At 63.2% G+C, this 26,518-nt stretch carries 30 protein-coding genes; 19 read left to right on the top strand and 11 right to left on the bottom strand.

Annotated elements, in window-relative coordinates:
• Positions 1–439: 439 nt before the first annotated feature.
• Together msrQ and msrP are read right to left on the bottom strand one after the other, a co-directional pair.
• Positions 440–1,045 (bottom strand): protein-methionine-sulfoxide reductase heme-binding subunit MsrQ, encoded by a 606-nt coding sequence (gene msrQ, locus BMI86_RS12860; protein ID WP_078541742.1) that lies wholly within the window; start codon positions 1,043–1,045, stop codon positions 440–442.
• On the bottom strand, positions 1,045–1,974 hold the full coding sequence (gene msrP / locus BMI86_RS12855) for a protein-methionine-sulfoxide reductase catalytic subunit MsrP (protein ID WP_078541741.1): 930 nt from the start codon (positions 1,972–1,974) through the stop codon (positions 1,045–1,047). Before msrP ends, msrQ begins: the two co-directional genes overlap by 1 nt.
• Positions 1,975–2,140: 166 nt before the next feature.
• Between msrP and BMI86_RS12850 the strand changes: the two genes are divergently transcribed.
• A complete protein-coding gene (locus tag BMI86_RS12850; RefSeq protein ID WP_078541740.1) occupies positions 2,141–2,593 on the top strand; it encodes a hypothetical protein in 453 nt (150 codons plus the stop codon).
• A gap of 46 nt (positions 2,594–2,639) precedes the next feature.
• Here the strand turns inward: BMI86_RS12850 and BMI86_RS12845 are convergent, their stop codons facing one another.
• Positions 2,640–3,089: an ion channel gene (locus tag BMI86_RS12845; RefSeq protein WP_078541739.1), complete on the bottom strand. Its 450-nt coding sequence runs from the start codon at positions 3,087–3,089 to the stop codon at positions 2,640–2,642.
• A gap of 104 nt (positions 3,090–3,193) precedes the next feature.
• Between BMI86_RS12845 and smpB the strand changes: the two genes are divergently transcribed.
• From smpB to BMI86_RS12815, 6 genes are all read left to right on the top strand, one after another.
• Positions 3,194–3,667, top strand: coding sequence for an SsrA-binding protein SmpB (gene smpB / locus BMI86_RS12840; RefSeq protein ID WP_078522393.1), 474 nt, complete (start codon positions 3,194–3,196; stop codon positions 3,665–3,667).
• Positions 3,668–3,750: 83 nt separating this feature from the next.
• A complete protein-coding gene (gene sseA / locus BMI86_RS12835) occupies positions 3,751–4,608 on the top strand; it encodes a 3-mercaptopyruvate sulfurtransferase (protein ID WP_143594791.1) in 858 nt (285 codons plus the stop codon).
• Positions 4,608–5,789, top strand: a complete 1,182-nt coding sequence (locus tag BMI86_RS12830; RefSeq protein WP_078541738.1) for an amino acid aminotransferase — start codon at positions 4,608–4,610, stop codon at positions 5,787–5,789. The genes sseA and BMI86_RS12830 overlap by 1 nt, the downstream gene beginning before the upstream one ends.
• 141 nt (positions 5,790–5,930) lie before the next feature.
• A complete protein-coding gene (locus BMI86_RS12825; protein WP_078541737.1) occupies positions 5,931–6,383 on the top strand; it encodes a MarR family transcriptional regulator in 453 nt (150 codons plus the stop codon).
• Positions 6,376–7,506, top strand: a complete 1,131-nt coding sequence (locus tag BMI86_RS12820; protein WP_078541736.1) for an HlyD family secretion protein — start codon at positions 6,376–6,378, stop codon at positions 7,504–7,506. The genes BMI86_RS12825 and BMI86_RS12820 overlap by 8 nt, the downstream gene beginning before the upstream one ends.
• A gap of 3 nt (positions 7,507–7,509) precedes the next feature.
• Positions 7,510–9,072, top strand: coding sequence for a DHA2 family efflux MFS transporter permease subunit (locus BMI86_RS12815; RefSeq protein WP_078541735.1), 1,563 nt, complete (start codon positions 7,510–7,512; stop codon positions 9,070–9,072).
• A 72-nt stretch (positions 9,073–9,144) separates the two neighbouring features.
• Here the strand turns inward: BMI86_RS12815 and BMI86_RS12810 are convergent, their stop codons facing one another.
• Together BMI86_RS12810 and BMI86_RS12805 are read right to left on the bottom strand one after the other, a co-directional pair.
• A complete protein-coding gene (locus BMI86_RS12810) occupies positions 9,145–10,434 on the bottom strand; it encodes an ammonium transporter (RefSeq protein ID WP_078522416.1) in 1,290 nt (429 codons plus the stop codon).
• Between the two features lie 64 nt (positions 10,435–10,498).
• Complete coding sequence (locus BMI86_RS12805; protein WP_078522388.1) at positions 10,499–10,837, bottom strand: P-II family nitrogen regulator; 339 nt, start codon at positions 10,835–10,837, stop codon at positions 10,499–10,501.
• Positions 10,838–11,107: 270 nt separating this feature from the next.
• On the opposite strand from BMI86_RS12805, the gene BMI86_RS12800 reads away from it, so the two are divergent.
• Positions 11,108–13,327 (top strand): transglycosylase domain-containing protein, encoded by a 2,220-nt coding sequence (locus BMI86_RS12800; RefSeq protein WP_078541734.1) that lies wholly within the window; start codon positions 11,108–11,110, stop codon positions 13,325–13,327.
• Positions 13,328–13,418: 91 nt separating this feature from the next.
• On the opposite strand, the gene BMI86_RS12795 is transcribed toward BMI86_RS12800, so the two are convergent.
• Together BMI86_RS12795 and BMI86_RS12790 are read right to left on the bottom strand one after the other, a co-directional pair.
• Positions 13,419–14,042, bottom strand: a complete 624-nt coding sequence (locus BMI86_RS12795; RefSeq protein ID WP_078541733.1) for an ABC transporter substrate-binding protein — start codon at positions 14,040–14,042, stop codon at positions 13,419–13,421.
• Positions 14,005–14,715: a VacJ family lipoprotein gene (locus tag BMI86_RS12790; protein WP_078541770.1), complete on the bottom strand. Its 711-nt coding sequence runs from the start codon at positions 14,713–14,715 to the stop codon at positions 14,005–14,007. Before BMI86_RS12790 ends, BMI86_RS12795 begins: the two co-directional genes overlap by 38 nt.
• A gap of 285 nt (positions 14,716–15,000) precedes the next feature.
• On the opposite strand from BMI86_RS12790, the gene BMI86_RS12785 reads away from it, so the two are divergent.
• Together BMI86_RS12785 and BMI86_RS12780 are read left to right on the top strand one after the other, a co-directional pair.
• The gene (locus BMI86_RS12785; RefSeq protein WP_078541732.1) at positions 15,001–16,764 is read left to right on the top strand and encodes a type I secretion system permease/ATPase; all 1,764 of its coding nucleotides are present in this window, start codon (positions 15,001–15,003) and stop codon (positions 16,762–16,764) included.
• Positions 16,761–18,095, top strand: coding sequence for an HlyD family type I secretion periplasmic adaptor subunit (locus tag BMI86_RS12780; RefSeq protein WP_078541731.1), 1,335 nt, complete (start codon positions 16,761–16,763; stop codon positions 18,093–18,095). The genes BMI86_RS12785 and BMI86_RS12780 overlap by 4 nt, the downstream gene beginning before the upstream one ends.
• Positions 18,096–18,113: 18 nt before the next feature.
• Here BMI86_RS12780 and BMI86_RS12775 read toward each other — a convergent pair whose 3' ends face one another.
• Positions 18,114–19,292 (bottom strand): lytic murein transglycosylase, encoded by a 1,179-nt coding sequence (locus BMI86_RS12775; protein WP_078541730.1) that lies wholly within the window; start codon positions 19,290–19,292, stop codon positions 18,114–18,116.
• 195 nt (positions 19,293–19,487) lie between these two features.
• Here BMI86_RS12775 and BMI86_RS12770 point away from each other — a divergent pair, with 195 nt between their 5' ends.
• On the top strand, positions 19,488–19,835 hold the full coding sequence (locus BMI86_RS12770) for a hypothetical protein (RefSeq protein ID WP_078541729.1): 348 nt from the start codon (positions 19,488–19,490) through the stop codon (positions 19,833–19,835).
• Between the two features lie 47 nt (positions 19,836–19,882).
• Here the strand turns inward: BMI86_RS12770 and BMI86_RS12765 are convergent, their stop codons facing one another.
• Positions 19,883–21,058: a MalY/PatB family protein gene (locus BMI86_RS12765; RefSeq protein ID WP_078541728.1), complete on the bottom strand. Its 1,176-nt coding sequence runs from the start codon at positions 21,056–21,058 to the stop codon at positions 19,883–19,885.
• Between the two features lie 129 nt (positions 21,059–21,187).
• Here BMI86_RS12765 and def (BMI86_RS12760) point away from each other — a divergent pair, with 129 nt between their 5' ends.
• The 8 genes from def (BMI86_RS12760) (at position 21,188) to BMI86_RS12730 (ending at position 25,382) form a co-directional block, all read left to right on the top strand.
• Positions 21,188–21,733 (top strand): peptide deformylase, encoded by a 546-nt coding sequence (gene def / locus BMI86_RS12760; RefSeq protein ID WP_075775430.1) that lies wholly within the window; start codon positions 21,188–21,190, stop codon positions 21,731–21,733.
• The gene (def, locus tag BMI86_RS12755) at positions 21,733–22,233 is read left to right on the top strand and encodes a peptide deformylase (RefSeq protein ID WP_078522379.1); all 501 of its coding nucleotides are present in this window, start codon (positions 21,733–21,735) and stop codon (positions 22,231–22,233) included. The genes def (BMI86_RS12760) and def (BMI86_RS12755) overlap by 1 nt, the downstream gene beginning before the upstream one ends.
• Positions 22,234–22,236: 3 nt before the next feature.
• Positions 22,237–23,133: a methionyl-tRNA formyltransferase gene (fmt, locus tag BMI86_RS12750; RefSeq protein ID WP_078541727.1), complete on the top strand. Its 897-nt coding sequence runs from the start codon at positions 22,237–22,239 to the stop codon at positions 23,131–23,133.
• 95 nt (positions 23,134–23,228) lie between these two features.
• Positions 23,229–23,387: a hypothetical protein gene (locus BMI86_RS21270; protein WP_165756939.1), complete on the top strand. Its 159-nt coding sequence runs from the start codon at positions 23,229–23,231 to the stop codon at positions 23,385–23,387.
• Between the two features lie 21 nt (positions 23,388–23,408).
• Entirely contained in the window at positions 23,409–24,290 is an 882-nt protein-coding gene (locus BMI86_RS12745; RefSeq protein ID WP_078541726.1) for an SPFH domain-containing protein, read from the top strand.
• Positions 24,290–24,565 carry a hypothetical protein gene (locus tag BMI86_RS12740; protein ID WP_078522376.1) on the top strand — a complete coding sequence of 92 codons (276 nt, stop codon included), beginning with the start codon at positions 24,290–24,292 and terminating at the stop codon, positions 24,563–24,565. Before BMI86_RS12745 ends, BMI86_RS12740 begins: the two co-directional genes overlap by 1 nt.
• Positions 24,566–24,677: 112 nt before the next feature.
• On the top strand, positions 24,678–24,986 hold the full coding sequence (locus BMI86_RS12735) for a hypothetical protein (RefSeq protein ID WP_078522375.1): 309 nt from the start codon (positions 24,678–24,680) through the stop codon (positions 24,984–24,986).
• Positions 24,987–25,142: 156 nt separating this feature from the next.
• Positions 25,143–25,382 carry a hypothetical protein gene (locus BMI86_RS12730; protein WP_078541725.1) on the top strand — a complete coding sequence of 80 codons (240 nt, stop codon included), beginning with the start codon at positions 25,143–25,145 and terminating at the stop codon, positions 25,380–25,382.
• Between the two features lie 10 nt (positions 25,383–25,392).
• On the opposite strand, the gene pyrF is transcribed toward BMI86_RS12730, so the two are convergent.
• A complete protein-coding gene (gene pyrF, locus BMI86_RS12725) occupies positions 25,393–26,094 on the bottom strand; it encodes an orotidine-5'-phosphate decarboxylase (protein ID WP_078541769.1) in 702 nt (233 codons plus the stop codon).
• A gap of 80 nt (positions 26,095–26,174) precedes the next feature.
• A complete protein-coding gene (locus tag BMI86_RS12720; RefSeq protein ID WP_078541724.1) occupies positions 26,175–26,384 on the bottom strand; it encodes a hypothetical protein in 210 nt (69 codons plus the stop codon).
• Between the last annotated feature and the right edge of the window lie 134 nt (positions 26,385–26,518).

Raw genomic sequence — 26,518 nt, 5'->3', positions numbered from 1 at the left:
GATATGCTCCGGTCCGCATCGATCATCGACCAAACCGCCCGCATATCTCTTCAGATATCTATCAATGTCAAAGAGCGCGGAGACAAAATCAACCGGCCTCGCCTCAATCCCTTGGGGCGCCGCCTGCCAACCGTATCTCCAAAATTTCCTTCGCCTTCAGTCCCTTGCGAGCCCTTCCGGCGCCCCGTTGCGGTGTGTGCCGCTTCGGTGAGGCGGTATTTACGGATCACACCCGGGAGTCGCAAGTGCCTTTTTCGAAAAACTGTCACTTTTCTCGAAAGAACTCACCAAACCACTGAAATCTCTACGTTTTCAACGCCACTGCAAATGCACTCAATTCACACCAAACCACCGCAGGGAAGAATCTTGCGCAAATCACCCGCCCCCGCGAAACCTCCTGAGGACCCTGCCCCAAGGGCAGCAAACCAAACACCCCGAGTCACCAGCGAAACGTACGGAAGCGAACAGCCATCAATGCGAGGAAAACTCCGAGCCACACCCAGCCTTCCGTGGAAATCACCTTCATCTGCCAAAGGTAGTGAATCACGCCGAGCGCCACAGCCGGATAGACCAGCATGTGAATCCGCCGCCAGTTCTTCCCCAGCTTGCGGATCGAGGCGTTGTTCGAGGTCACCGCCAAGGGGATCAACAGAACGAAAGCGGAGATGCCGAAGAAGAGGTAGGGGCGCTTGATGAGGTCCGCCGCGGCCTGTGCCCAGAGCATCCCCATATCCAGCACCACCCAGGCGATCAGGTGCAGCGCGACATAGAAGAAGGCCAGCAAGCCCACCGCGCGGCGATACTTGATGAGGTTGAGACCGAGGAAGCGGCGCGCAGGCGTGATGGCCAGCCCGCCGATCAGGAACCACAGGGCGATCTTGCCCAGCCGATGCTCGATCGCTTTGACGGGGTCGACGCCGATACCGCCGGTCAGTGTCAGCCAGACCACCCATGCCAGCGGGATCAGCCCCGCCAGATAGACGGCCCAGCTGGGCACACGACGCAGTGCGGTGTTGATCGGGGCGGAGAGGGTTGCGCTGATCATCAGTAATATTTCGCGAGGTCCATGCCTTTATAGAGCTGCGCGACCTCGTCACCGTAGCCGTTGAACATCAGCGTCTCCTGACGGCCTGCAAAGAGGCCCGCGCCCACGCGACGTTCAGTGGCCTGCGACCAGCGCGGGTGATCCACCTTCGGGTTCACATTGGCATAGAAGCCGTATTCACGCGGCTGCAGTTGGTTCCACGTCGTCGGCGGCTGCTTATCGGTCAGCGAGATTTTCACGATGCTCTTGATCGATTTGAAGCCGTATTTCCACGGCACGATCAGGCGGACCGGCGCGCCGTTCTGGTTCGGCATCTCTTCGTCATAGAGACCGGTCGCCAGAATGGTCAGCGGGTTCATCGCCTCGTCGATGCGCAGCCCCTCAACATAGGGCCAGTCGATACCGCCCTGTTTCTGCCCCGGCATCTGCTCGGGACGGTAGAGCGTCTGGAAGGCCACGTATTTCGCGGACGGCTGCACGCCCACGCGGTTCAGAAGGCTGGACAGCTCGAAGCCGATCCACGGCACGACCATCGACCACGCCTCCACGCAGCGGAAGCGATAGATGCGCTGCTCGAGCGTCACGGGCTTGAGGATGTCGTCGAGCGGATAGGAGCCGGGCTTGTCGACCATCCCGTCGATCTCGATCGACCACGGGTCGGTCACCAGTTGACCGGCGTATTTCGCCGGGTCGGACTTGTCCCAGCCGAATTCGTAGAAGTTGTTATAGGAGGTGATCTCCTTGAGGGTGTTCGGCTTGGCGTCGGTCGAGAATTTCGAGGGCTTGGCGTCGATGCTGGCAAAGCTGGGCCCGGCAATCGAGCCAAGCGCCATGGCCCCCGCGCCTGCCATGATTTGGCGGCGGTTCAGGAAGTCGGCCTTCGGCGTCACATCGGCCCAGCTCGGATCGTTCGGTCTTATCTTGCGCATGGAAATCTCCTCTCTGCCCCTACATATGGGGCGGTGCCCGTCGCTTACACTTCGGAGCTTACAGCGACATTGTTACCTCTAGGCACGTATAAAAATACGCGCCAGTATCGAGACTGGATCAACGGACGGCGCAAAGTCGTCCGATCGGGAGACAAGGGAGAGAGAGATGAAACGCTTCATCGGCGCCGCACTCGCGGCGGTCATCACAGTGGGGGCGAGCGCGGCAACGGCCGGGGACGCCCATACCTGGACCACCGAAGACACCTTCGACAACGTCACCTTCGCAGTGCAGAACGCAATCATCGGCGCGGGGCTCGTGGTGGATCACGTCAGCCATACCGGTGACATGCTGGAGCGCACGAAAGACGCGGTCGGCAGCACCAAGACGCTGTTCACCGGCGCGGACGTATTCTCCTTCTGCTCGGCGCAGACGTCGCGCGAGGTGATGGAGGCGGATATCACCAACTTCCAGTACTGCCCCTACACGATCTTCGTCTACCAGACGCCCGAGGACACGGATCACGTGACGGTGGGCTTCCGCTCCTATGACGAAGAGTCGATGCAGCCGGTGACCGATATGCTGACCGGGATCGTCAAAGACGCGCTGATGCTCGACTGACGGATATATAGCTCGCGTGCGCACCCGCGCGCGCGAGCACAGCAGCTCAGCTCGCGCCACGCTCGGCCCGGGCTTCCAGCTGGCTCTTGCGCACATGCCGGATCACCTCGACCAGCAGCGCGGTCAGAAGCCCCACGTTCAGCAGTCCGTTCGCCGCCGCCATCCCGCCAAGGATGCGCCATTGATGCGAAAGCAGGATGTCGCCGTATCCCAGCGTGGTGAAGCTCACGAGGGAGAAGTAGACCGACTGCTCCATCGTGTTGAACACGCCCAGGATGCGGAAGCAGAACGCCCAGAGCCAGACGCCCGCCGTGACCATCGCCAGCGCCCAGAGCGCGGCAACGACGACCATAAGCATCAGTTTCGGGCGGTGCGGCTCACGCAGCATCCACCAGTGCAGCCGCGAGAATGTCGCCTCGATCGCCCAGGCGCTGAGCGCGGCGATGCACACGGTCAAAAGCATCATCACCGAACCGATGGCGATCTGAATGATCATGAACGTTTCCTCCTGCCCTAGCTATTTCGCGCCACCGCACGGGCGTCAAGCGCAGCGGTGCCGCACTAGACAGAGCCGCTTGCCTGCCCTATCTCGATGCGACTATGGCAAAGCATTCAGACCCCAATTCCAAGCTGATCGCCGAGAACCGGCAGGCCCGTTATCACTACGCCGTCGAGGACACGCTCGAGGCGGGCATCGTGCTGCAAGGCTCCGAGGTGAAATCGATGCGCGTCGGGCAGACGAACATCGCCGAGAGCTACGCCTCGGTGGAGGATGCCGAATTGTGGCTGATCAACTCCTATATCGCGAGTCTGAACCAAGCCTCGCATTTCGGCCACGAGGAGCGGCGCAAACGCAAGCTTCTGGTCTCGAAGCGAGAGCTGGCGCGCCTGTGGAACGCCACCCAGCGCGAGGGCATGACCATCGTGCCGCTGAAGATGTACTTCAACGAGAAGGGCATCGCGAAGGTCCTGATCGGGATCGCCAAGGGCAAGAAGCAGGCCGATAAGCGCGAAACTGAGGCGAAACGCGACTGGAACCGCCAGAAACAGCGCCTTCTGAAGCAGAATTACTAGGGGCATGGGGCGGATTTACCCGCCCTGCCCTTGCGTCTTGCGCGCCGCTGAGTCTAAGCAATCCCGACCGGCAAAAGAGGCGCATGACGATGGATGACCCGAAAACGCTCGTATCGACGGATTGGCTTGCTGCCCATCTGAAGGACCCCGACCTGCGCATTCTGGACGCTTCGTGGTTCCTGCCGCAGATGGAGATGGATGCGAAGGCGACTTACGACGCCAAGCACATCCCCGGTGCGCGTTTCTTCGACATCGACGATATCGCCGATAATCGCTCGGATCTGCCGCATATGGCGCCGCCGCCCGAGAAGTTCATCTCGCGGATGCGCGCGATGGGCGTGGGCGACGGCCATCAGGTCGTAATCTACGACCAGCATTCCGTCTTCTCCGCGCCGCGCGTCTGGTGGACCTTCCGCCTGATGGGCAAGACGGATGTGGCGGTGCTCGATGGCGGTCTGCCGAAGTGGGAGGCCGAGGGCCGCCCGCTCGAAGACATGCCGCCGATGGTGCGCGACCGTCACATGACGGTGCAACGCCACCCCGGTCTGGTGAAAGACGTCACGCAGGTCGCCCATGCCAGCAAGCTCGGCGATCACGAAATCATCGACGCGCGCCCGAACGAGCGCTTCCTCGGCAACGGCACGGAGCCGCGCCCGGGGCTGCGTTCGGGTCATATCCCCGGCTCGCGCAACCTGCCCTTCGGCGAACTGCTGACCCCCGAGGGCACCTTCAAATCCCCAGAAGAGATCAAGGCCCTGTTCGAGGCCGCCGGCGTCGACCTGTCGAAGCCCGCGATCACGACCTGCGGCTCCGGTGTCAGCGCCGCGATCCTGTCGCTCGCGCTCGAACTGATCGGCAAGTCCGACTGGTCACTCTATGACGGGTCCTGGTCGGAATGGGGCATGTATAACGACCTCAAGGTCGCAACGGGAGAAGCATGATGCTGAACAATCTCAAGCCGCAGGCGCCGGACAAAATCCTTGCGCTGATGGAAGAATACCGTGCCGATGAGCGCGACCAGAAGGTCGATCTCGGCGTTGGCGTCTACAAGAACGCCGAAGGCGAAACCCCGATCATGCGCGCCATCCACAAGGCGGAAAAGCAGGTCTGGGATCAGGAAACCACGAAGAAATACGCTGGCCTCGCCGGCCAGCCGGAATTTCACGCGGCGATGGCCGAGATGGTTCTGGGCAAAGGCTACCCGGCCGATCGTCTGGCGTGCCTCTCGACCGTGGGCGGCACCGGCGCCTGCCGGATGGGCTTCGAGCTTGCCCGCATGGCGAACCCCGGCACCAAGATCTGGGTCTCCGATCCGACCTGGCCGAACCACCTCTCGATCCTGAAATTCATGGATCAGGACTTCACCACCTATCGCTATTTCGATGCCGAGACCCGCTCGGTCGATTTCGACGCGATGATGGAAGACCTGAAGGGCGCCAAGGAAGGCGACATCGTGCTGCTGCACGGCTGCTGCCATAACCCGACCGGCGCGAACCTGACGCTCGAGCAGTGGGGCAAGGTCGCCGATCTGCTGAAAGAGACCGGCGCCGTGCCGATGATCGACCTCGCCTATCAGGGCTTCGGGGACGGACTTGAAGCCGATGCCGCAGGCACCCGCCTGATCGCCGAGCGTCTGCCGGAAGTCCTGATCGCGGCGTCCTGCTCGAAGAACTTCGGCATCTATCGCGAGCGCACCGGCTGCCTGATGGTTCTGGGTTCGGAAGAGACCAAGAAGACCGTTCAGGGCAACCTCGCCTATCTCAACCGTCAGACCTACTCCTTCCCGCCCTATCACGGGCAGGCGCTGGTCACCCGCGTGCTCACCGATCCCGAGCTGCGTGCCGATTGGGAAGCCGAGCTGGAAGAGGTTCGCACCGGGATGCTAGAACTGCGCCAGCAACTCGCCGACGAACTGCGCAAGCTTTCCAATTCCGACCGCTTCGACTTCGTGGCAGAGCACCGCGGCATGTTCTCGCGCCTTGGCGCAACACCCGAGCAGGTCGCTGCGATGAAGGAAGGCAACGCGATCTACATGGTCGGCGACTCGCGTATCAACATCGCGGGCCTTAACAAAAACAGCGTGCCGCTTCTGGCCCGCGCGCTGATCGACGCTGGCGTCTAAACGCTTCCGACAACAAGTAAATTCAGAACGGCGGTCCATTCGGGCCGCCGTTTTTCGTCGTGGATTTTTCCGCATTGCGCCCTTGAAATAATAAGCAGGCTCATAATATAGAGGCTTACTTTAATTTCAACGGAGCCCCGGATGCCCGATCAGAGCCTAGGTTTTCTCCTGCATGACGCGACGCGGTTGATCCGCCGTCGCTTCGAGGCACGCGCCAACGAGTTCGGCCTGACGACCGCGCAATGGCGGCTGCTCGTCTACCTCAAGAAGGAGGGCGCGCTGGCGCAGGCCCGGCTGGCCGAGCTGCTCGAAATCGAACCGATTTCGGTTTCGCGCCTCGTCGACCGCATGGAAGAAGCCGACTGGGTCTGCCGCAAAGCTGATCCGAACGATCGACGCGTCAAGCTCGTGCATCCCTCGGCCAAGGCGCGCAACGCGTTCGAGAATGCTCGCTCCATCGCGGATGACATCTACGAGCAGGCACTGGCCGGGCTGAGCGATGACGAAGTCGCGACCGCACTGAACACCCTGCGGGCGATCATCCGTAACCTCTCCGAAGACACCTCCTCCACGTCAGAGATAAATCATGAGTGACCAGAACCCGACCGCGGACAGCGCGGCAAACCAACCGAAACAGAAACAGAAGAAGGGGCCGAAATTCTGGCTCCTTATTCTCGTGCCCGCCCTCATCGTACTGGGCGGCGCGTGGTACTGGCTGAGCGCCGGTGGCTCGCAAAGCACCGAGAACGCCAATTTCCAGATGGCGAGAATCCCCGTCGCCTCGCAAATCTCGGGCCGTGTGACCGAAGTGTTCGTGCATGACAACGAGCATGTGAAAAAAGGCGCGCCGCTCTTCGAGCTCGACAAGAAGCCCTACGAGCTGGCGCTGGCCAAGGCCGAGGCCGCACTGTCGCAGGCTCGCCTTCAGGTCGAACAGCTTCGCGCCTCCTACAAGGCCGCGCTCGCCGACGAGAAACAGGCAGCCGATAACGCGGCGTATCAGAAAAAACAGCTCGACCGTCAGGAAAAGCTGATCAAATCCGGCACCACGACGCAGCAGGCGCTCGACCAGCAGCGCACGGCGACGCAAGCTGCGCAGAACACGCTGGCCGCCGCGAAGCAGAAAGTGGCGTCGGCCAAGGTTGCGCTCAACGGCAATCCCGAGATTCAAGTCGATGAACACCCCTCGGTGAAATCGGCGATCGCGGCGGTCAATGACGCCAAGTACAACCTCTCGCAGACCGAGGTCGATGCGCCCACCGATGGCATCATCTACCAGGCCTCCTCGTTCAAAGCGGGCGAGATGGTCGGTGCCGGTGCCAGCCTCTTCACGCTGGTCGATACCAGCGACGTCTGGGTGATCGCGAACTTCAAGGAAACCGCGCTGACCCATATGCAAGAGGGCCAGTCGGCCACCGTCGAATTCGACGCCTTCCCGGATCGCGAATATCACGCGACGGTCGACGCGGTCGGCGCGGGCACCGGGGCCGAGTTCTCGATCCTTCCGGCGCAGAACGCGACCGGCAACTGGGTGAAAGTAACCCAGCGTGTTCCGGTGCGCCTGCGTCTCGACGAAGGCGCGAACCTCGAAGGCCTGCGCGCAGGTCTGTCGGCCAGTGTCACCGTCGATACCGCCTCGCAGCCGCGCTACAAGCGCATCCTCGACAAGGCGAACAGCTCGGCCGCGGTGGCGAGCACGACCGATCAGGGGCAGTAAGTCATGGCCGAGGCCGCAGACAAACAACCCAAGGGGATCGACCCGAATAACGTGCCGCATCGCGCGCTGATCATGGCGTCGCTGATGCTGGCCGTGATCATGCAGGTGCTCGATACCACCATCGCGAACGTGGCCCTGCCGGACATGCGCGCCGACCTCGGCGCGTCGCGCGATACGATCAACTGGGTGCTGACTTCCTATATCGTGGCCGCAGCTATCGTGACCCCGCTGTCGGGTTGGCTTGCCAACCGCTTCGGACGGCGCGAGATCTTCATGGTCGCGGTGATCGGCTTCGTCGTTTTCTCGATGCTTTGCGGGATCGCGTGGTCGCTCGACGTGATGGTGATCTTCCGACTCATGCAGGGCGTGTTCGGCGCGGCCATCGTGCCGCTCGCACAGAACTTCATGCTCGACATCAACCCGCGCGAGAAGCACGGGCAGGCGATGGCGATGTTCGGCGCGGGTATCATGCTTGGCCCGATCATCGGCCCGACGCTGGGCGGCTATCTGACCGAAGTGATCAACTGGCGCTGGGTGTTCTACATCAACGTGCCGCTCGGGATGATCGCCATCGCGGGCTCCGCCTTCTTCCTGCCCGAGACCCCCAAGAAGAAGATCGGCTTCGACTTCTTCGGCTTCGCGGCACTGGCGGTGGCTATCGGGTCGTTGCAGATGATGCTCGACCGTGGGTCCGATCTCGACTGGTTCGCCTCGCGCGAGATCTGGATCGAGGCCGCGCTCGCGATCAGCGGGTTCTGGGTCTTCCTCGTGTGGATTCTCAGCGCGAAAAAGCCCTTCCTCGAACCGAAGATGTTCCTCGACCGCAACCTCTCGATGGGGCTGCTGTTCATCTTCGTGATCGGGATCATCCTGCTCGCCTCGCTGGCACTGCTGCCGCCGATGCTGTCGAACATCTTCAGCTATCCGACGCTCACGACGGGCTTGGTGATGTCACCGCGCGGCGTGGGGGCGATGATCATGATGCTGCTGATCGGGCGGTTGGTGAAGGTCATCGACCTGCGTATCCTCGTGGTGGTCGGGCTGTCCTTCACGGCCTATTCGCTGCACATCATGTCGACCTTCTCGCCGCAGATGGGACCGAAATGGATCATCATCTCGGGCGTGATTCAGGGCTTCGGGCTGGGCTCGGTCTTCGTGCCGATCTCGACGCTGGCTTTCGCCACGCTCGCCCCGGAATATCGCGGCGACGGCACGGCGCTGTTCTCGCTTCTGCGCAATATCGGCTCGTCCATCGGGATCTCGATTGTGACCGCGCTGCTCACCCACAATATCGCGGTGAACCATTCCGAGATCGTCTCTGCGATCAATCCGCAGAACCTCTCGGGCGTGATGAACGGTGCGAGCGGCATGTCGCGAGAGGCGGCCCTTACGGTGCTCAACAACCTCGCGACGCAGCAGGCGGCGATGATCTCTTACGTGGACGACTTCAAGTTCATGATGTGGGTCACGCTGGCGGCCATCCCGCTCGTCTTCTTCCTGCGCAAGCCGGATTACCAGAACAGCGGCGGAGGCCAGAAGCCGCAAGGCGCTCCGGTCACCGAGTAAGCCGACACCAGACGCAATGAAAAAGGCCCGGGATCGCTCCCGGGCCTTTCGCTTTGTCTTGGATGCGGCGTCTTAGTTGACGAACTCCGGATAGGCTTCCATGCCGAGTTCCGCCTTGTCGAGGCCCATCATCTCGTCCTCGGCCGGGGCGCGGATGCCCATGACGGCTTTGAGGATGAACCAGATGATTGCCGAGACCACGAAGACGAAGATGCCGACGATGATGATCGAAACGATCTGGCCATAGAAGGTGCCGTCGGGGTTGGTGATCGGAACAGCCAGCGTGCCCCAGATACCAGCGCCGAGGTGGACCGGGATAGCGCCCACGACGTCATCGATCTTCAGCTTGTCGAGCATCGGAACCAGCAGGACCACGATGATACCGCCGATCGCGCCGATGATGGTCGCTGCACCGAGGCTCGGGGTCAGCGGCTCAGCCGTGATCGACACGAGGCCAGCCAGAGCGCCGTTGAGAACCATGGTCAGATCCGGCTTCTTGTAGAGGATCTGGGTCAGGATCAGCGCGGCGATCGCGCCACCGGCAGCTGCCGTGTTGGTGTTGGCGAAGATGCGCGAGATGTCGGCGACGTTGCCCACGGTGTTCATGTAGAGCTGCGAACCGCCGTTGAAGCCGAACCAGCCGAGCCACAGGATGAAGGTACCGAGCGTAGCGAGCGTCAGGTTCGAACCGGGCATAGCCTGGACCTTGCCGTCCTTATACTTGCCGATACGCGGGCCGAGGATCAGAGCGCCTGCGAGAGCTGCCCAGCCACCGACCGAGTGCACGACGGTCGAGCCAGCGAAGTCGAGGAAGCCGAAATCGGCGTCCAGGAAGCCGCCGCCCCATTTCCACGAAGCCTGGATCGGGTAGATGAAGCCCGTCAGGATCACGGTGAAGATCAGGAACGGCCACAGCTTGATGCGCTCGGCCAGGGTGCCCGAAACGATCGACGCGGTGGTGGCGCAGAACATCAGCTGGAAGAAGAAGTCCGAACCGACCGAAGCATAGGTCAGGTCGACCGAATCCGCGCCGACGCCAACGGGCTCGAGCGAGGTGGTCGAGAAAGCACCGAGCACGCCGTTGATCGACCAGCCGTCGCCCGGGTACATCAGGTTGTAGCCGATCAGGTAGTACATGATCGCCGCGATCGCGAAGAGCGCGATGTTCTTCAGCGACTGCATGGTCACGTTCTTCGAACGCACGAGGCCAGCCTCGAGCATCGAGAAGCCCGCGCCCATCCACATCACCAGGAAGCCGGTGACGAGGAACATGAAGGTGTTCAGGATGAAGCCGATCTCATTGGCCGGCGGATCGACCGGGGCGGCGTCTTGCGCCAGCGCCGGCAGGGCCACCGCGGTCATCGCAACCGCAAGGCCAGTGATTTTCGAAAGCTTGTTCATTTTCCTACTTTCCCCCTGTCGCGCCTTAAAGCGCGTCGTCATTGGATTCGCCGGTACGCACGCGAACCGCCTGCCCGACATCGAGAACGAAGATTTTGCCGTCGCCGATCTTGTCGGTTTTCGCGGCTTTCATGATCGTGTCGACAACCTCGTCGGCGAGGCCGTCCGCGACGACGATCTCCAGCTTGACCTTCGGCACGAAGTTCACGGCGTATTCGGCACCACGATAGATTTCCGTGTGACCCGACTGGGCACCGAAGCCTTTGATCTCGGTCACCATCATTCCGCGCACGCCGATGGTGGTGAGCGCCTCGCGCACCTCCTCCAGCTTGAACGGCTTGATTGCTGCAATGATGAGTTTCACCTGACATCCCTTCCTTGTTCAGCCCTTTCGATGCCCGCTTGGTGACATCGCACGGTGTTAAAAGGCCCGCTGTGCCCCTTTCGCACAAGGAAACGAGGTTCCGTCCGAGTGGCAGCCTCAGCGGATTCTGGCTCAAATTTGCACAATTTGTGCGCTTTGCCGCTTTTTTAATCACATTGCAAATCTGAAACGTGATTTTTCGCGGGTGCACATCTCGGGTCGGCCCGTGTAGATTGCGCGCAATTAAATCGCAGGCAGCGGAACAGGCAGATGACTCAGAAAGGCGGAGGGCGCGGGCGCCTCGTGGCCGACAAGCGCTATTCCTCGTCGAAGCAGCCTCCCAAGGCATCGAAACCCACCAAGCCGCGCAAGAATGCGCGCCGGGGTGGAGGTAACGGCGGAGGTGGCGGTGGCGGCCGAGGTAAGCCGCCGCGGCGCAACGGGCCGGTCACCGGCCTGATCATCGGCCTCGCCCGGTTGATCTGGCGGGTCGTATGGGGCGTCGGCTGGCGCCTCGCGATGATCGTCGCCCTCGTGGTGGGCGCAGCGACGCTGTATTTCTACTCGACCCTGCCTGACTACACGAAGCTGCTCGACGGCCGCACCCGCGGCTCGGTCACGATGCTCGACGATCAGGGCAAGGTCTTCGCCTGGCGCGGCGAGACCTTCGGCGGCCAGATCGACGCGAAAAACGTCTCGCCCTATCTGCGCGACGCCGTGGTCGCGACCGAAGACCGCCGCTTCTACCATCACTTCGGCATCTCGCCGCGCGGCATCGCCTCGGCAATGGCGATCAACATGCGCGAAGGGCGCGGGCCTTTCGATGGCAACGGCGGTTCGACCATCACGCAGCAGACCGCGAAGCTCCTGTGCCTCGGCGTGAAGTTCGACCCGAAGAAATGGAAGAACGAAGCCGCCTACGAGAATGACTGCCGTTCGGGCGGTCTGCGCCGCAAGATCAAGGAAGTGCCCTACGCCTTCGCGCTGGAACTGAAATACTCGAAAGATGAAATCCTTTCGATCTACCTCAACCGCGCCTATCTCGGTGCGGGTGCGCGCGGCTTCGAAGCCGCGTCGGAGCGCTATTTCGGCATCTCGGCGGCCAATGTAGATCCGCAGCAAGCGGCGATGCTGGCGGGCCTTCTGAAAGCCCCGAGCTACTACGCCCCGACCTCCAGCCTCGAACGCTCGCAGGAGCGGGCAGCGACCGTTCTCAGCCTCATGCATGAGCAAAACTACCTGACGGATCGGCAGTACCTCGACGCGAAGAACAACCCCGCCACTCTGAGCCAGGCAGCGCAGAAACGCGCGGGCGGCTATTTCGCGGATTGGGTGATGGATACGATCCCGGACTTCCTGTCGCGAGACACGACCGAGGATGTTGTCATCAACACGACGCTCGATCAGCGCATCCAGTCGGCGGCCGAAGACGCGATGAAGTCGGTCTACGACAACAAGGTCTCCAAAGGTTCGAAGGCCGAATCCGCGATCGTCGTGATGAGCGCTGATGGCGCCGTGCGCGGCATGGTAGGTGGTCGGGCCACGAAGGTCTCGGGTGCGTTCAACCACGCGACCATGGCGCAGCGGCAGACCGGCTCGACCTTCAAGCCCTTCGTCTACGCGACCGCGCTCGATCTGGGCTACACGCCGGATTCGATGGTGGATGACGCGCCGCTCACGGTGAAGATGCCCGGCTCGCCGGATTGGAGCCCGCGCAACTACGAGCGCAGCTACATGGGGCCGATCACACTGACCACGGCGCTGGAGCATTCGGTGAACGTGGCGACCGTGCGCGTCTCCGAGGCCGTGGGCCGCGAGAATGTCATCAAGGTCGCGGAAGGCTTCGGCTTTGCGCAGGACCTGCCGAACCTGCCTTCGGTGGCGCTTGGCGTGGGGGAATCGGACCTGCTCGATATGACGGGGGCCTATGCGGGCATCCTCAATGGCGGCTCTTCGGTTCAACCCTACGGGCTGACCTCGCTGACGCTGAGAGGCGACGACCAGCCGCTCTTCGGTAAGCCCGGCGGGATCGGCGAGCGCGTGATCTCGAAGAAAGCGGCGCAAGAACTGACCTATATGATGCGTCAGGTCGTGCTGCACGGGACCGGCCGCCGCGCCAACATCGACGGCTACGAGATCGCAGGCAAGACCGGCACCACGCAGAGCGCGCGCGATGCCTGGTTCGTGGGCTTCACCTCGGATTACGTGGTCGGCGTCTGGATGGGCAATGACGACAACACGCCGCTGAAAGGCACGACCGGGGGTGGCCTGCCCGCCGAGATCTTCCACGAGACGATGAAGCGTGTGCTCAACGGTGAAGATCCCAAGCCGCTGCCGATGGCCCATCCCGGCGACTGGCAGGTGCCGGCTCAGCAGTCTCAGGGTCAAAGCCAGAGCGCGGGTCAAGCGCCCGCCGAGCCCCAGCGGCAGCGGCGCGATCCGTCGCAGTCGATCCTCAACGAGCTGCTCAACATCTTCGGCAGCAACTGAGCGACCGAGCCGAAACGAAAGAAACGCCCGGACCACTGGCCCGGGCGCTTTCATTTGGTACGGCGTCTCGCCGGGCCGAAGCCTGCGCGGCTTAGCCGGCTCGTTTCAGATCCTCGATCATCGCGTTGATATTGCCGCGACGCCGATCGAGCATCGCACCGATCTCGGCCCGTTCGGAGGCGAGCATGTTCACGCCCTCGACGATCAGGTTGAAGAACTTGTCGCTGCCGGAGCGATCCGAGACCTGCCACAGCACCTCGAACGGCGCCTGCCCCGGCAGGGTCGCGAGCGTCTTCACCTCGTAGAAGGTCTTGATCGGGCGTGCGCCCTGGATCTGGAACTTCGCGCCCTGGAACTCGCGGAACCGCTTGCCGTATTTGCGCGAGAGGTAGCCCTGGAACGCCTTGGTGAAGGCCGCGAGTTGCGCCGGGCTCGCTTGCCGCGCCGCCACGCCCAGCGCCGAACGCGCGATGACGTTCACATCCGCATATCGCGCGAAAATCCGTTCGAACATCGCATAGAGCGCGGGCCCGGTGCGCCCCGAGGCGATGGCCGCATTGACCTCGTTCACCGCTTTCTGGATCAGTGCGCGCGCCTGCGCATCGGTCAGCGCATATGCCGACCCCGGCACCATCGCCGCCGCCAGACCCGCCGCGCCGAGGCCCAGAACCTGCCGCCTATTGCGGCAGAAGGTCTTCGTAGGGATCGTAGGCATTCGCATCGGTGGCCTCCTCGCCATTGAGTTCGTAGCGTCGGTTCTGCAGATACAGAAGCCGGCTTTGAGCATAGCTGTCGGCACTGTCATACAGGATCGAATCGACAGTGGTGCCATACATGTTGCGCTTCGCCACATTGCCGCCGAAGCGTAGCGCCCCTGCGGCGATGCGCTCCTTGTCGGGCAGCGCGCCCAGCGGGTCGATCACGAAATCGACGACCATCCCGACTGTATCACGCGTCGTGGACGGCCCGAAGACCGGCAATTCCTGATAATTACCCTCGCCCACGCCCCAGACATGCAGCGTCTCGCCGAAGTCGGTATCCGTCTCGGGCAACGAGAAATCCGTCCCCGCCGGATCGAAAATCCCTCCCAGCCCGATCGTCGAGTTGATGAAGAATCGGAAGGTGTTCTTCACGGCCGGCTCGGGTCGTCCTTGCAGCAGAGAGTTGAGCACCTTCCCCGGAAGGCTGAGATTGCTGCCGACATTATAGAGCGTTTTCGTCACCGGACCGGGGCCACTGCCATCGGTCGAATCGGAGCGGAAGAAGGCCGAATCGAGCTTCTTGTTGAACTCATGCGTCTTGCGATTTGCCGCCTCGTAAGGGTCCGGAATGCCGGTCGCGGGCGGCGCAGGTGCGCAGGCGGCCAACCCCAGCGCAAGCGCCGTCATCGTAGCCACCGCAGACCACCGCACGCCGACGCGCGCCGAGGCCCTCTTTTCTAAATCCTGCGCCAAAGTCGCTCCCCCCCCTGCGTTGCGGCTTAGGTCCTGAAATAGATAGGGCGCATCCGGTCTTGCCGCAACGCGAGTCGCTCAGAACTCCGGAGTTCCGGAAGAAATGGATCGAATTGACGGGAAAAGGAGCGGCGAAATTAACGGCCCGTTCAGCGCGCTCGCATCACCCTTGCCAAGCGCGGCGCTCCGATCAGCGCCCGTCATCGCGGGGAGAGCACGATGCCATATTCCAACACCGATCAAGCCATCATCAAACGCAACATCCTCAAAGGACGACGGGAGATGGCCCGGCTGCTGGGCCGGGTACGAAGGCAATTCGTGCTGGTCGCAATATTTGCGGCCTTCATTAATCTGCTCGTTCTCGCGGGGCCGCTGTTCATGCTGCAGGTCTATGACCGCGTGCGGCCCGCGCGGTCCTTGCCGACGCTGATCAACCTGTTCCTGCTGGTGGCCTTTCTCTTCACGATGATGGGCGTCATTGATTGGGCGCGAGGTCGCCTGCTCGCCCGAATCGGGGCGGATCATCAGCGCGGCCTCGAGCGGCGCGTGTTCGACGCCGCCATCATCGACGCCACCATCAACACGCAGGAGCGGTCCTCCAACAACGCCCTGCGCGATCTGGAAATCGTCCAGCGCTATTATGCCTCCCCGGTCGCGGCGGCGGTGTTCGATCTGCCCTGGACGCCGCTCTATCTCGGAGTGCTGTTCGTGTTTCACCCGTGGCTCGGCGCTCTGGCCTTCGCCGGGGGTGCCACGTTGATCCTGCTGTCTCTCGCCACGCAATTCGTGACGCGCGGGCGTATGGAAGAGACGACGCAGCTGGAGAACAAAGCCCGGTATCTCGGAAACGATTTTCTTCGCCAGATCGAAACGGTCGTTTCGCTTGGGATGCGCGAAAGCGGCTTCAAACGCTGGCAGGCGGCGCGGCATGAAACGATGGACAATGCGATTCGGGCCACTGATCTCAGCGGCAGCTTCCATGCCTCGATGCGCGCGCTGCGGATGCTGCTGCAAACCTCGATGCTGGCGCTTGGCGCCTATCTCGTCCTGCAGGGCGAGTTGAGCGCGGGGGCGATGATCGCCGCCTCGATCCTGATGGGTCGATCGCTCGCACCGGTCGAGCTTGCCGTGGGCGGATGGACGCAATGGCAGCGCGCCACCGTCGCCCGCGACCGGCTGGCGGCCCTGCTCGGCGCTCACCCGGCCGCGCAAAAGGGCACCGAATGGGTGAGCCCGAAGGCGCGCCTCGCCGTCGAAGACATCACCGTCCGGCCGGCCAATTCCGACCGAGCGGCGATCGAGATGATCAGCTTCACGCTCGAACCCGGCGAGGCGCTCGGGGTGATCGGCCCGCTCGGCGCAGGCAAATCCGTTCTCGCGCGCAGCCTGTGCAACTTCTCCCATCCAAGCTCGGGCACGATCCGCCTCGACGAGGTGCCGCTGGATCAATACGACCGCGACAATTTGGGGCGACTGATCGGCTACCTGCCGCAATCGGTCACCTTTTTCCCCGGCACCGTGGCCGAGAATATCGCCCGGCTCGACCTCGCACCCGACATGGACCGAGTCATCGCCGCAGCCAAACGCGCCGGCGCGCATCAGATGATTCTCAAAATGCCCGCGGGCTACGACACACCGATCGAATTCGAGGGGGCTTCGCTCTCCGATCGCCAGCGCCAGCTCGTCGCGCTTTCGCGGGCGCTCTATCACGACCCGATCCTGCTTATTCTCGATGAACCGAACCTCCTGCTCAGTGGAGATGGCGGCGCGTGTCTGCACACGATGCTGAGCGATCTGAAGGCACGCGGCGGCGCGGCGATCGTGATGACCAACAGCCCCGGCGCGCTCGCCGAATGCGAACGCATCCTCGTACTCGACCACGGGGCGCAGCGCGCCCTCGGCGCGCGTGACGACGTTCTCAAGCGCATGATCGCCTCGGCCACGAAGGCCCGCGTGGTTCCACGCGCGGACAGCGCCGCGTGAGCGACGCCTGCATCCATTCCGGGCAAGGGGGCACCTGCTGCACCCCTTCGCAACATGGCGTCCCGATCAGCTTCGGCCTCGCGGCGATCGTAGCCCTCTTCATCGGATCCGCCCTTTGGCTCACCGTCACGCGGCTCGCCGGATCCATCCAGGCCTCAGGGCGGATCGAAGTCGACAGCTCCCGCCATGTGATCGAGCATCCGAGCGGCGGGACCATCGAACAGATCTATGTCAAAAGCGGCGATCACGTCACCCGCGGCCAAGTGCTGATGCGCCTTGCCTCGGACGACATCCGGACCGAGCTGGCCATCGTCGAAGCCTCGGATTTTGCCCTGCAGGCCCAGCGCGCGCGGCTGCAAGCCGAACGGGACGGTGCGAACACGGTCCCTTACCCGAGGCAGCTTTTGGAGGCGGCCAAGCTCCGCGCGGATGTCGCCGATCTGGTCGAGGGGCAGAATTCCCTGTTCGAAGCCCGCAAACAGTCCTTCGCTCAGCAACGCGCCGAAATGGCGCGGCAGCTGCAGCAAATCCGCGCGCAGCGCGACGGGCTCGATGCACAGGTCACAGCGCTGGAACGCGAAGAGCGGTTGATCGAAAAAGAACTCGCCCTCCGCGAACGGCTGAAGGATCGCGGCCTCGCCACATCGGCGCAAATACTCGGCCTCACCCGCGAGCAGGTCTCGCTGGAGCGACAACTCGGCGCGTTAAGCGCCCAGAAAACGCAGCTCACGGTGCAAAGCGGCGGCGTGGTGCTCACCGCGTCGCGGCTGCAATGGCAACGCCGGGAGGAAATCGAGTCACAACTCGAATCCAGCAACGCCCGCGCCATCGAGCTCTCTGCGCGCACCACACATCTGCGCCACGAATTGGCGCGGCGCACCCTACGCGCGCCAGTCAGCGGCACGGTGCACGATGTGCGCCTGCGCGGCGCGCATGCGGTGCTGCGCCCGGCAGAGATGGCGATGGCAATCGTAGAGACCGGGCGGCCACTCATCATAAATGCGCAGGTCGATCCGACCAATATCGACGGGGTGGCGGCAGGCCAAACTGCGATCCTCCGCTTTCCGGGACTGTCGCGGCGAATCTCGAGTGACGTGACAGGCACTATCACGCGTATTTCCCCGGACACACTGACCGATCCGGCGACCGGGAAAAGTTATTTCGAAGTGCGGATCACCTTCGATATGGACGAGCTCGACGCGGAAGAACGCAGGCTGCTCGTGCCCGGTATGCCCGCCGAGGTCTTCCTGCAGACCGCACCGGTCTCTCCGATCCGCTACCTACTCAGCCCGTTCCTCGATTTCTTCGCACTTGGCGGCGCAGCGGGGTGACCGCCCGCCCCGACGCGGTCACAACCGATCGAGCAAGGCGCGTGTCGGCCATCCATCCGCGGGCAGTCCGAACTTCTCTTGCGCCGTCTGGACCGCGTTGCGAGTGTTGGCGCCGAGGATGCCGTCAACCGCCCCCACGTCGTAGCCCTTCGCGACCAGCTTCTCCTGCAACCGCTTCATCTGCGACACGCTCAGCCCCGGTTCGGGCGCGCCGGGATCGAGGCGCGGCGCCCCTTCGAGGCGCGTGGCGAAATAGGCCGCGCTGGTGACGTAGACGAAGCTCTTGTTCCATTCGAACAGCACGCGGAAATTCGGATAGACGATAAAGGCTGGCCCCTTGCGCCCCATCGGCAAAAGGATCGACCCGCGCAGGTTGCGCGCAAGCTGCCCCTGCCGCGCACGCACGCCGCGCGCCGCCCATTCGGAGACCGGCAATTCGGTGGTGAGCCCGGTCTGGGACCAATCGAGATTGTTGGGCACAGTCACTTCCTGCATCCACGGCTCGTTCGGGCGCCACCCCATATCGCGCAGCATATTCGCCCCCGACATCAGCGCATCGGGCGCCGAGGTCTTCAGGCGCACATGGCCGTCGCCATCGCCATCGACCCCGTTGTGCAGGATGTCTTCGGGCAGCATCTGCACCTGCCCGATCTCTCCCGCCCAGGCACCGGTGGTTCGCTTGGGATCGAAATCGCCGCGCCGGAACAGCTCGCCCGCGGCAATCACTTGCGGACGGAACAGCTCGGGCCGACGGCAATCATGGGCCAGCGTCAGCAGCGCATCGCGCGTGTTGAAATCGCCCTGCACTGCGCCGTAATCGGTCTCGAGCGCCCAGAAGGCGAGCAGAACCCCGCGCGAGACGCCATAGGTCTGCTCCATCCGGTCGAAGGTTTTCGCATAGCGCTTGGCGTTTTTCGCCCCGTTGACCATCCGGTTCTTGCTGATCACCGCGCTCGCGAATTCGAGAAAGGTTTTGCGAAATACCCCCTGCGCCCGGTCCGCCCGCAACACGGCCTGATTCTGCCGCGCACCGGCGAGGAACGCATCGGCCTGCTGCGCGTTCAATCCAGCCGCCTGCAGATCGCTGCGAATCCCGGACAGGAAACCGGACCAGCTACCGCCGCACTCGGCATGGGCAATACCGACGTTGAACATGGGCGAGAGAGCGAGGGTCAGGGTGAGCAGAGCTTTACGCATGAGAGCCTCCGGGTTGCGCGGTCACCCTCGACGCTATCTCGCGCGGCCCAGCGCGACAACCCGATGCGGCGGCCATGCAAGCCGTTGCAATTTCAGCACTCTTTGCAGCCGCAGAATCGGATCGTCTGAATGGTTAACTTGCTTTTTACATTGAGGTGATCAGCATGGATCACGGGGAAGCTGTTGGAGGATGTCATGGAATTCCTGCCGAAGGAGGTCCTTGAAGGACTGCGCGCCGCGCAGAAACGCGATGCGGCGAAAAAGGCACGCCTGCGTGTTCTCGCGGGCGGTCAAATCTGGCCGGTGCTGCGCCGGGTGCCGGGTGGCTTCGCGTTGGATGCCGACGAAGTCACGCATCTGCGCGGCCATGTCGATCTTTACGACGGCGCCAAGCACGTCGCGACCTGCCTGATCGTGGCCTCGGAAATTCAGGGAAACGAGCTGATCTGCACGGTGAAGCGCGAAACCCCTGTCAGCGATCGCGCGGCGCTCGATTTCGCGCAGGAAGGACCGGCGTTGTCGGGCTACCTGACGAAGATCTGAGAGAGACCGAGATCTCAAAGGAAAGGGCCGGAAAACCGGCCCTTTTTTCATTGCAGATCAGAGAAGGCGGCTTGCAAGCGCTCCACCGCTTCGCGCACCCGCGCCCGCGGCGTGGCGAGGTTGAAGCGCAGGAAGGTCTCGCCGCCTGCCCCGAACGTCGCCCCGAAATTCACTGCGATCTTCGCATCCTTCAGAACACGCGACTTGTATTCCTCGGGCTCCATTCCAGTGCCGGAGAAATCGACCCAAGCGAGATAGGTCGCTTCGAGAGGCATCGACTTCAGCCCCGGAATCTCGGCGACCCCCTGATCGAAAATCCGGCGGTTCTCGTCGAGATATTCGTTCAGCGCATCGACCCACGCCGCCCCCTCGGGGCTGTAGGCCGCCGTCGCCATCGCGATGCCGAAACTGTTGGGCGAGATCCCCAAAGCAGCCATCCGCGACGCGAATCGGGCGCGCAGATCCGGGTCCGAGATGATCACGTTGCCCGTATGCGTGCCCGCGATGTTGAAGGTCTTCGTGGTGGCCGTCATCATCACCAGCGGCAGATCGGGCGCGGCATTTGCCATCGGGGTATGGGTTTCGCCCGGCATCACGATGTCATGGTGAATCTCGTCCGAGACCAGCACCAGCCCGTGGCGCTTCGCGAATGCCGCCGTGGCCTCAAGCTCCGCGCGGGTCCAGACGCGCCCGCCGGGGTTATGCGGCGAACAGAGGACGAGCATTTTCTCGGCCCCCGTCATCGACCCGTCCCAGGCGTCGAAATCCATCTCGTAGCGGCCATCGACCAGTTTCAACGGGCATTCGCGCACCTCGCGCCCGGCCGCACGGATGACCCGCGCGAAGGCATGGTAGACCGGCGTCATCAGAACCACCGCATCACCCGGGTCGGTATAGGCATCGACGCAGAGCGCGGTGCCGTTGACCAGACCGTGGGTCGTGAAGATCCAGTCCGGCTCGATCTCCCAGCCGTGGCGCTCGCGCATCCACCACTGGATCGCGGCGCGATACTCGTCCTCGCCGCCCCAGTACCCGTAGATTCCCTGCGCGACCATTTCCTCGAGCGCGCGCTGCACGCAGGTGGGCGGGCGGAAATCCATATCCGCGACCCACATCGCGATCCCGTCTTCCGGCGAAACCCCGTAATACTTTTCCATCCCGTCCCATTTCTGCGAATGGGTGCCTACGCGGTCGATGATTTCGTCGAAGTCGGGTTTACTCATCTGGGCCTCTCATTGGTCGGATCGGGCGCATCTGAGCAAAAGCAAAGCCGGGTTACAAACGGCGTTTTGTCACTGGCACAATCACCGCTGCCATTGCACAGACGCATTGCTTCGCCTAAATCCCTGCCCATGACGCTACGACCGATCCTGATCCATCCCGATCCGCGCCTGAAAAAGGTCTGCGAGCCGGTGCCCGAAGTTAACGACGAGATCCGCAAGCTCGCCGATGACATGCTCGCGACCATGTATGACGCGCCCGGCATCGGCTTGGCCGGGCCACAGGTCGGCGTGATGAAGCGGATCTTCGTGATGGATTGCGTGAAGGACAAGGAAGCGGCCCCCGAGCCGATGGTCCTGATCAATCCCGAGATCAGCTGGACCTCGGAAGAGACCAATGTCTACGAGGAAGGCTGCCTGTCGATCCCGGATCAATATGCCGAGGTGACGCGCCCCTCCGAGGTGCGGATGAAGTGGCTCGGCCTCGACGGGCAAAGCCATGAGGAGCAGTTCGACGCGCTCTGGGCGACCTGCGCGCAGCACGAGTTCGACCACCTCAACGGCAAGCTGTTCATCGACTATCTCGGTCCGATGAAGCGCAAGATGATCACCCGCAAGATGGAGAAGCTCAAGCGCGAGCGCGCCCGTGCGGGCGCGGCCAAGGATCCGATCCTCTGATGGCTTCGCGCGCCTTCATCCCCTATGACGACCGCCGCCTGCATCGCCCCGCCGAGCCGGTCGAGACGATCACCGAGACCGTTCGGATGATCTGGGACGACATGGTCGAGACGATGGATGCGATGCCCGGTGTCGGGCTTGCCGCCCCCCAGATCGGGATCATGATGCGCCTCGCGGTGGTCGATGCATCCGACAAGCGCGGTCAGGCCGTGCGGATGGCGAACCCGGAAGTGCTGCATGCGTCGGTGCAGATGCGCAAGCATGAAGAGGCCTCGCCGAACCTGCCGGGTATCTCCGCCCCGATCGAGCGGCCCCGCGCGGTTACGGTGCGCTTCCTCAACGAGGACGGCGAAATGGAGGACCGCGATTTCGTGGGCCTCTGGGCGACGAGCGTTCAGCACCAGATCGACCACCTCAACGGCAAGATGTATGTCGATCATCTCTCGCCCTTGCGCCGCAAGATGCTGGTGCAGAAGTCGAAGAAACTCGCGAAAGGCTAAGCGATGCGCGTCATCTTCATGGGAACGCCGGAGTTCTCCGTCCCCGTTCTGGAGGCGCTGGCCGGCGCGCATGAGGTTGTCGCCGTCTATAGCCAGCCGCCCCGACCCGCCGGTCGCGGCAAGAAAGAGCGCCCCTCGCCGGTCCATGCAAAGGCTGAGGAGTTGGGGATCGAGGTGCGCACCCCGCGGAATTTCAAAGCCCCCGAGGACCGCGAGGCCTTCGCCGCGCTGAATGCCGATATCGCGGTCGTGGTGGCTTACGGGCTGATCCTGCCGCAGGCCATTCTGGATGCGCCCGCGAAGGGCTGCCTGAATATCCACGCCTCGCTTTTGCCGCGCTGGCGCGGGGCGGCCCCGATCCACCGGGCGATCATGGCGGGCGACAGCCAGACGGGCATCTGCATCATGCAGATGGAAGCCGGACTCGATACCGGGCCGGTTCTGCTGCGCGAAGCGACGGAGATCGGCGCGACCGAGACCACCGGCGAGCTGCATGATCGGCTGAGCGCGATGGGCGCGCGGCTGATCCTCGACGCGCTGTCCGAGATCGACTCGCTGATCCTTCAGCCGCAGCCCGAGGATGGCGTCACCTATGCCGCGAAGATCGACAAGGCGGAGGCGCAGGTCGATTGGACGCGCCCGGCCGACGAGGTGATCCGCCATATCAACGGTCTCTCCCCCTTCCCCGGTGCCTGGACCGAGATCGCGGGTGAACGGATCAAGCTGCTGCGCGCCGCCCCGGCAGAGGGAAGTGGCGCACCGGGCGAGATACTCGACGGGTTTACCATCGCCTGCGGCGCGGGCGCGCTGGAAATCCTCGAAGCCCAACGCCCTGGCAAGCGCCCGATGTCCGGCGCCGACGTGTTGCGTGGCCTGCGCCTGCCTGCACGCTTAGGCTGAGCGCAACGGCCTTCCCAAATCGCGGAAGTTGCGGCAAACTTGTGGAAAAACCACAAGGAGCAGTCGATGCCCCCCAATTTGATGGAATTCGCCTGATGGGCGTGCTGTTCGGCTTTCTCGCGACGGCGAGCAGTCGTATCCTCGGGATAGGCTTCGCGCTCGCGGTCTGGCTCATCTCACGGCCCGGTGGCTGGGCCGTGCTCGTGGTGCTGACGCTGCTCGCCTTGCGCGTCTTTCCCGGTAATCAAGTGTGAGTTCAGAAGGTCGAGGCCCAGATGTATTTCCTTAATTCCCTAACCGGCAGCGATATCGTGATGATCGCCGTCGCGGTTCTGTTGATCCTGTCGGTCTTCCTCGGCGTGCGGATCGTGCCGCAATCCGAGAAGCACGTCGTGGAGCGCTTCGGGCGGCTGCGCGCGGTACTCGGCCCCGGCATCAACTTCATCGTGCCGTTCCTCGACCGGGTGCCGCACAAGATCTCGATCCTCGAGCGCCAGTTGCCCAACGCGATGCAGGACGCGATCACCGCTGACAATGTGCTGGTGAAGGTCGAAACCTCGGTGTTCTACCGGATCACCGAGCCGGAAAAGACCGTCTACCGCATCCGCGATGTCGACGCCGCGATCGCGACGACCGTTGCGGGGATCGTGCGCTCCGAAATCGGGGTGATCGAACTCGACGAGGTGCAATCGAACCGTGCCCGCCTGATCGAGAAGGTCCGTGAACAGGTCGCCGTGATGGTGGACGATTGGGGGATCGAGGTGACGCGCGCGGAGATTCTCGACGTCAATCTCGACGAGGCGACCCGCGCCGCGATGCTGCAGCAGTTAAATGCCGAGCGCGCGCGCCGGGCGCAGGTGACCGAGGCAGAGGGCAAGAAGCGCGCGGTCGAACTCGCCGCCGAAGCCCAGCTGTTTCAGGCGCAGAAAGAGGCCGAAGCCCGCCGCATCTCTGCCGATGCCGAAGCCTATGCCACGGAAGTCGTCGCGCTGGCGATTGCGAAGAACGGCCTGGAAGCCGCGCAATATCAGGTCGCGCTGAAACAGGTCGACGCGTTGGCTCAAGTTGCCAAGGGCGAAGGCAAGCAGACCGTGATCCTGCCTGCCGCAGCCCTCGAGGCCTTCACCGACGCCTTCCAGCTTCTGAGGAAAGCGTGATGGACCTCTGGCAACTTCCGTGGGTCTGGGTTCTGGCCGGTCTGGTTCTGGGCGGAGCCGAGATGATCATCCCCGGCTTCATCTTCCTCGGCTTCTCGATCGGGGCGGTGATCACCGGCGGGCTGATCTGGATCGGCATCGTCGGAAAGTCGGTGCCGATCACGCTGATCACCTTCGCGGTTCTGTCGATCATCGCATGGCTCGCGCTACGCAAACTGATGGGCGTGCGGCGCGGTCAGGTGAAGCAATGGCATGACGATATCAACGAGAACTGAAGACGTGTGACGAAACCGCTGCCGGCGACTTCCCGCGCATCGCGGGAACTGGAAGCGGCCTATCGATGTTCTCTCGCCAATACAGAGAGATGAAAATCGACAGGAGATCATCATGTCTGACACGCATAATCACGAACGCTCGGGTCTGGGCGGCATCTATTTCGTTCTGGGCGCGGTCGTCGTCGCCCTCGGTATCGTTCTTTGGCTCATGATGTCGCCCGGGGACGAAAGCGCCAGCACTGCGCCCACCGAGAGCGATGCGAGCGCCACCTCGGTCACGATCGAGAACAACGACAACGCAGCCCCGGCGGACTCGTCGAGCGCCGACGCCTCGGGCGATGCCGCAGCCAGCGACAGCGGCAGCACTGACACGAGCGGCGCCTCGGCTGAGGCCACCACGCAAAGCGGCGGTTCGAACTGATCCCGCTTTCGCAGATCACGTGCAAGTGAAGCGGCGTCCTGCGGGGCGCCGTTTCATTTTGCGCCATGCTCCGCCTATCTGATGACGGGAGGAGGAACGCAGGTCAGAGCCTCGCGTTTCCTTTACCGAGGGATCAAAGCGAAGAGGCGAGCAAGAATGGCCAAGGATTCGAACCGACAGAGCAGTATCGGCGGCCTGATACTCACCCTGGTTGCGCTGGTCGCGGCACTGGGTGTCGTGGTCTGGCTCGTTGCCGATACGCCAATCGACGGGGGTGACGACGCCGCCACCGACCCGCCGAGCGAGCAGCAGATGTCCGACCCGAACGCCGCGAAGGTCGACGTGGCGCCCGAATCGAAAACGAGCGGCCCGGCGACAGGTGGCGACGGTCAGTAAGAGACGCTAATCAGCCCTGCAGTTCTTTGAGGATCGCTTCCGCCGCAGCCCGCGGATCGGGCGCGCGGTGGATCGGGCGACCGACGACGATATGGTCGGCACCTGCGCCCACGGCCGCCGCCGGGGTCGCGATCCGCTTCTGATCGCCAAGATCGGCCCCCGTCGGGCGCACACCCGGCGTCACGATGAGCTTGCCAGCCGCTTCGGGCAGCGCCCGGATCATCGCGGCTTCCTGCGGCGAGGCGATCACGCCATCCGCGCCTGCCTCGAAGGCGCGGCCTGCACGCTCCGCCACGAGGTCACTGATCGCGCCATCCTTGATCAGCGCCCCGTTCAGGTCCTCGCGGTCGAGCGAGGTCAGGATCGTCACGGCGAGGATTTTCAGATCGGTGCCCGCCGCGCCTTCCTTGGCGGCCTTCACCACATAGGGGTCGCCATGCACGGTCAGGAAGTCGAGATCGAACTGTGCCAGCCCGCGCACGGCGTTCTCGACCGTCGCGCCGATGTCGAACAGCTTCATGTCGAGGAAAATGCGTTTGCCCTGATCTTGCTTCAGCTCGCTGGCCAGCGCGAGGCCGCCGCCGGTGAGCATTCCCAGACCGATCTTGTAGAAGGACACCGAGTCGCCCAGCTGGTTCGCCAGCACGAGGCCTTCATAGGCGCTCGGCACGTCGAGGGCGACGATGAGACGGTCGTCGGCGGGCAGGGTCATGTCGGTCATCGCTGGGCGCTCCTTTTCAAGATCGCCCCCTGATGCGGATCAATCACCGCTACGTCAAGCCGTTCGCGGGATCACAGCCCGCCTATGCCACGACGTTGCGCTTCGCGGGTCAGCGCGCGGGCAAGCTGGCGATGGGAAATATTCGGACTGGCTTCGACCCGAACGGGCACCCGCAGCGGCTGCGCGATCCCGGGGGTGAAGAATTCGACGACTGCCTCGAAACGGCGCTGCGCGGCGTTGTAAATCAGGCGCGCGATACGCGTGGCGCTGGCATGATGCATCCTCGGAGCCTCCTGCATGGGTGTCCTTGCGTAAACGCTAAACCTTGCGTTTTGGTTTCCACCTGCGGCGAAATGGTCGCCATAAAGCTCTTGAAGCGGGATGCGCCACATCCCATTTTTCATATCGAGACCCG

The organism is Thioclava sp. DLFJ5-1 (genome assembly GCF_002020115.1).
Taxonomy (GTDB): Bacteria; Pseudomonadota; Alphaproteobacteria; order Rhodobacterales; family Rhodobacteraceae; genus Thioclava; species Thioclava sediminum.
Note: the sequence above shows the minus strand (reverse complement) of the source record. Positions and strands in the feature narration are given on the sequence as shown.

What these genes read in the sequence shown, in the direction of transcription:
- msrQ (WP_078541742.1), bottom strand. Translation starts at nt 1,045, where the DNA reads ATGATCAGCGCAACCCTCTCCGCCCCGATCAACACCGCACTGCGTCGT.
- msrP (WP_078541741.1), bottom strand. Translation starts at nt 1,974, where the DNA reads ATGCGCAAGATAAGACCGAACGATCCGAGCTGGGCCGATGTGACGCCG.
- BMI86_RS12850 (WP_078541740.1), top strand. Translation starts at nt 2,141, where the DNA reads ATGAAACGCTTCATCGGCGCCGCACTCGCGGCGGTCATCACAGTGGGG.
- BMI86_RS12845 (WP_078541739.1), bottom strand. Translation starts at nt 3,089, where the DNA reads ATGATCATTCAGATCGCCATCGGTTCGGTGATGATGCTTTTGACCGTG.
- smpB (WP_078522393.1), top strand. Translation starts at nt 3,194, where the DNA reads ATGGCAAAGCATTCAGACCCCAATTCCAAGCTGATCGCCGAGAACCGG.
- sseA (WP_143594791.1), top strand. Translation starts at nt 3,751, where the DNA reads ATGACGATGGATGACCCGAAAACGCTCGTATCGACGGATTGGCTTGCT.
- BMI86_RS12830 (WP_078541738.1), top strand. Translation starts at nt 4,608, where the DNA reads ATGCTGAACAATCTCAAGCCGCAGGCGCCGGACAAAATCCTTGCGCTG.
- BMI86_RS12825 (WP_078541737.1), top strand. Translation starts at nt 5,931, where the DNA reads ATGCCCGATCAGAGCCTAGGTTTTCTCCTGCATGACGCGACGCGGTTG.
- BMI86_RS12820 (WP_078541736.1), top strand. Translation starts at nt 6,376, where the DNA reads ATGAGTGACCAGAACCCGACCGCGGACAGCGCGGCAAACCAACCGAAA.
- BMI86_RS12815 (WP_078541735.1), top strand. Translation starts at nt 7,510, where the DNA reads ATGGCCGAGGCCGCAGACAAACAACCCAAGGGGATCGACCCGAATAAC.
- BMI86_RS12810 (WP_078522416.1), bottom strand. Translation starts at nt 10,434, where the DNA reads ATGACCGCGGTGGCCCTGCCGGCGCTGGCGCAAGACGCCGCCCCGGTC.
- BMI86_RS12800 (WP_078541734.1), top strand. Translation starts at nt 11,108, where the DNA reads ATGACTCAGAAAGGCGGAGGGCGCGGGCGCCTCGTGGCCGACAAGCGC.
- BMI86_RS12795 (WP_078541733.1), bottom strand. Translation starts at nt 14,042, where the DNA reads ATGCCTACGATCCCTACGAAGACCTTCTGCCGCAATAGGCGGCAGGTT.
- BMI86_RS12790 (WP_078541770.1), bottom strand. Translation starts at nt 14,715, where the DNA reads ATGACGGCGCTTGCGCTGGGGTTGGCCGCCTGCGCACCTGCGCCGCCC.
- BMI86_RS12785 (WP_078541732.1), top strand. Translation starts at nt 15,001, where the DNA reads ATGCCATATTCCAACACCGATCAAGCCATCATCAAACGCAACATCCTC.
- BMI86_RS12775 (WP_078541730.1), bottom strand. Translation starts at nt 19,292, where the DNA reads ATGCGTAAAGCTCTGCTCACCCTGACCCTCGCTCTCTCGCCCATGTTC.
- BMI86_RS12770 (WP_078541729.1), top strand. Translation starts at nt 19,488, where the DNA reads ATGGAATTCCTGCCGAAGGAGGTCCTTGAAGGACTGCGCGCCGCGCAG.
- BMI86_RS12765 (WP_078541728.1), bottom strand. Translation starts at nt 21,058, where the DNA reads ATGAGTAAACCCGACTTCGACGAAATCATCGACCGCGTAGGCACCCAT.
- def (WP_075775430.1), top strand. Translation starts at nt 21,188, where the DNA reads ATGACGCTACGACCGATCCTGATCCATCCCGATCCGCGCCTGAAAAAG.
- def (WP_078522379.1), top strand. Translation starts at nt 21,733, where the DNA reads ATGGCTTCGCGCGCCTTCATCCCCTATGACGACCGCCGCCTGCATCGC.
- fmt (WP_078541727.1), top strand. Translation starts at nt 22,237, where the DNA reads ATGCGCGTCATCTTCATGGGAACGCCGGAGTTCTCCGTCCCCGTTCTG.
- BMI86_RS21270 (WP_165756939.1), top strand. Translation starts at nt 23,229, where the DNA reads ATGGGCGTGCTGTTCGGCTTTCTCGCGACGGCGAGCAGTCGTATCCTC.
- BMI86_RS12745 (WP_078541726.1), top strand. Translation starts at nt 23,409, where the DNA reads ATGTATTTCCTTAATTCCCTAACCGGCAGCGATATCGTGATGATCGCC.
- BMI86_RS12740 (WP_078522376.1), top strand. Translation starts at nt 24,290, where the DNA reads ATGGACCTCTGGCAACTTCCGTGGGTCTGGGTTCTGGCCGGTCTGGTT.
- BMI86_RS12735 (WP_078522375.1), top strand. Translation starts at nt 24,678, where the DNA reads ATGTCTGACACGCATAATCACGAACGCTCGGGTCTGGGCGGCATCTAT.
- BMI86_RS12730 (WP_078541725.1), top strand. Translation starts at nt 25,143, where the DNA reads ATGGCCAAGGATTCGAACCGACAGAGCAGTATCGGCGGCCTGATACTC.
- pyrF (WP_078541769.1), bottom strand. Translation starts at nt 26,094, where the DNA reads ATGACCCTGCCCGCCGACGACCGTCTCATCGTCGCCCTCGACGTGCCG.
- BMI86_RS12720 (WP_078541724.1), bottom strand. Translation starts at nt 26,384, where the DNA reads ATGCATCATGCCAGCGCCACGCGTATCGCGCGCCTGATTTACAACGCC.